The sequence below is a fragment of the Aequorivita sinensis genome (genome assembly GCF_006346335.1).
Lineage (GTDB): Bacteria > Bacteroidota > Bacteroidia > Flavobacteriales > Flavobacteriaceae > Aequorivita > Aequorivita sinensis.
Genome location: NZ_VDMC01000037.1, coordinates 1 through 2553, shown reverse-complemented (window position 1 = coordinate 2553; position 2553 = coordinate 1). Strand labels below are relative to the sequence as shown.

General features: G+C 34.0%; 3 protein-coding genes. All 3 read right to left on the bottom strand.

Annotated features, from left to right (window positions below):
* Positions 1-237: 237 nt before the first annotated feature.
* Positions 238-945 (bottom strand): tetratricopeptide repeat protein, encoded by a 708-nt coding sequence (locus tag FHP04_RS14175; protein WP_139856809.1) that lies wholly within the window; start codon positions 943-945, stop codon positions 238-240.
* A gap of 146 nt (positions 946-1091) precedes the next feature.
* Complete coding sequence (locus tag FHP04_RS14170; protein WP_139856808.1) at positions 1092-1553, bottom strand: hypothetical protein; 462 nt, start codon at positions 1551-1553, stop codon at positions 1092-1094.
* 612 nt (positions 1554-2165) lie between these two features.
* On the bottom strand, positions 2166-2553 hold a 388-nt coding region (locus tag FHP04_RS14165), incomplete at its 5' end, for a UPF0158 family protein (RefSeq protein WP_139856807.1).

Genomic DNA, 2553 nt, shown 5'->3' with positions numbered 1-2553 from the left:
TCTCCTTGTTGATATTCCATACCTTAAGATACAAATAACCAAGGCAGCATCTAAAGAGAGTGCAATGAGTTTTCAACAAACTTATTAAGTTTTGAGACAGTCTGACGGTCTCGGCTATGAGTAGTTGCGTGGTTTAGCACTCAACTTTGCAAGTACACACCAAACTGAAAATCCGCGAGGATTTTCAGATGTAGGCGAGAACAAGCAATTACTTATAGCCATTGTTGTGTGGCGTTTTTATTTGCATTTTTCATTCAATTCCTTTTCGTAAGATTCAGTAACGTTTGGATTGTTCATCTTTTTCGCTTTTTTGAGCAATGCTTTGGCTTCTTTGCATTTTCCTATGTACATTTTCACAATCGACAGTTTGTAAATTGTGTTTGAATCTTTTTTGTTAAATTCAAGTGATTTTTCTAAATATTCATTGGATTTTGCAAGTAATTCTGTAGAATTTCCTTTTCCATTTTCTAAACTCCCATAATAGTCTCCAAGATAAGTTGTTCCATAATCAGTTAATATTTTAGAGTGTTTGGGGTCAATTTGCAATCCTTTATCATATTGTTCTCGAGCCTTTTCCATTGCACCAAGGTTGAAGAAAATTGTTCCAAATCCATAATAAGCATCAGCATTTTTGGGGTTTAGCATAAATGCTTGATTAAATCGGCGCATTGCAGTTGCGAAATCTCCTTTATCATACAAATATGTAAATCCTAAATCACTCATTTTTTTACTCGCAGCGTTTGTGTCGCCTTTATAGTGTTCTAAAATATCTTTTTTGAATTTTTCATCATCCTCTTTTTGAGTTTCAGTTTTTTCAACATTTCCGTATTCAGGTTGTAGACTAATATCTTTATCTGCCATTGCCATCCATCTTTCATAGTTGCTATTTTGAGCAAATGAGATATACGTAGATAGAAGTAGAATGGTTAATATTTTTATCTTCATAATTTTTGTTTAAATGACACACAACGTCCCATATAAAACAGTGCGAGCCGGCGAGCGTGATTGTCCGTAGGACAATCGGCTGAGCAAGCGAGCACCATGTTTCGATTCAAGACCAAATTAAGCATTGTTTTTATACGCTGTTGGCATTAGTTTTTATTTATTTTAAGTACTTTAAATTCATCTTTTGAGGGGTTATTAAGGCTTCTTGCATTCATATTTGTTCTACAATACAAATGTCCGTCATAAACAACATAAGGACGATTGTAGACATTAACTCCTTGTTCGATAATTATTGTTCTGTCGTCAATTTTAAGTTTTAAGTGGTCAAGCCAAGAACTCACAAGTCTACTCCACACTGCTTCAAACTCACATTTCGAAATTGCAGAGTCTAGACAAATCAATTCGTCTTTCAATCCATAATGAGTTAAGGTGTCTCCATCCTTATTTACTTCCTTGGTCGGACGATAATAGTCTTTAATTGCAGCCTGAACTTCAAGCGGCATTTTTACGAACTCAATTTCTTCAACCGCAAATTTTCTTATGTCGGTTCCGTCAGAACAGGAAGTAAATGCAAGAATAAGTATGAATATCTGGAGGTGCTTTTTCATTTTAATTAATGCCAACGTCTCGTATAAAAACTGTGCGAACGGGCGAGCGAGATTGTCCGCAGGACAATCCGCTAAGCTAGCGAACATAGAATTTCGAATTGAGACTTATTAAGCATTGTTTTTATAAGTTGTTGTAAAACGTTTTTTATGTTTCCTTTGAGTAAATCAGAATCGGATTTTTCTAATTTCTTATTCTGTTACTTTTTATCCTCAAATGTCAATACTTTACAGCTTAAAAGTGTAAATAATTAATGCGATTATAATATAAATCAGTCCAACAATTAATAATGGAACAAATGTCCATTTCCATTTAAGCTTTTTGGTCAGATTTAAATTCCACAACAAGATCAACCCGATTATATAAAATGGCAGTCCAAATAAAGTTGTATAAGGGAGCATCACAAATAATACAGAAATAGAAATCAGAATTTTTGTTGCTAACTTCAATTTCTTATCAGATATATTTTTTGATTTTATCAACTTCGTTTTTCTTAATGTTTTACAACGTTTGGTGTATGAGCAGTGGCGTGGGACGTCACGGACAATTGCAAACATGTACTTGCCATTGGAAATTCCGCAGGAATTTCCAAGTAGGCGGGAACAAGCCATTGCTTATACACATTGTTGTGCGCTGGCTATTCCTCGGTTTAATTGCGTTTCTACTATTTTCTCCAGCTCGATTTGTTTAAAGTCAAACCAGTTTTGTCTATAATCCGAGTTGTCGATTCTGTTCTTAAAGTTCTGAAAAGGTTTTTTCTGTTCCAATATATTTTTCAATTCCGCTTGAAATTGTTTGTCCGAAATTTGGTAAACAAAATGTTCCATTATTTTAAAGGATTCGAAGTTTTCCAAAACCTCAATTTTAATTAAATCCGATTTATTTTTCTCGACTTTTCCCAAGTCTCGTCCAAAACATTCCATAAATGCTTCATCGTCCGAAATGATTGTAAAACTTGGTATTGCTATAATTTCGTCAGTTTTAGAGTTGTAATAACAGTCA

Coding starts and splice junctions, on each gene's coding strand:
- FHP04_RS14175 (WP_139856809.1), bottom strand. CDS start 945: ATGAAGATAAAAATATTAACCATTCTACTTCTATCTACGTATATCTCA.
- FHP04_RS14170 (WP_139856808.1), bottom strand. CDS start 1,553: ATGAAAAAGCACCTCCAGATATTCATACTTATTCTTGCATTTACTTCC.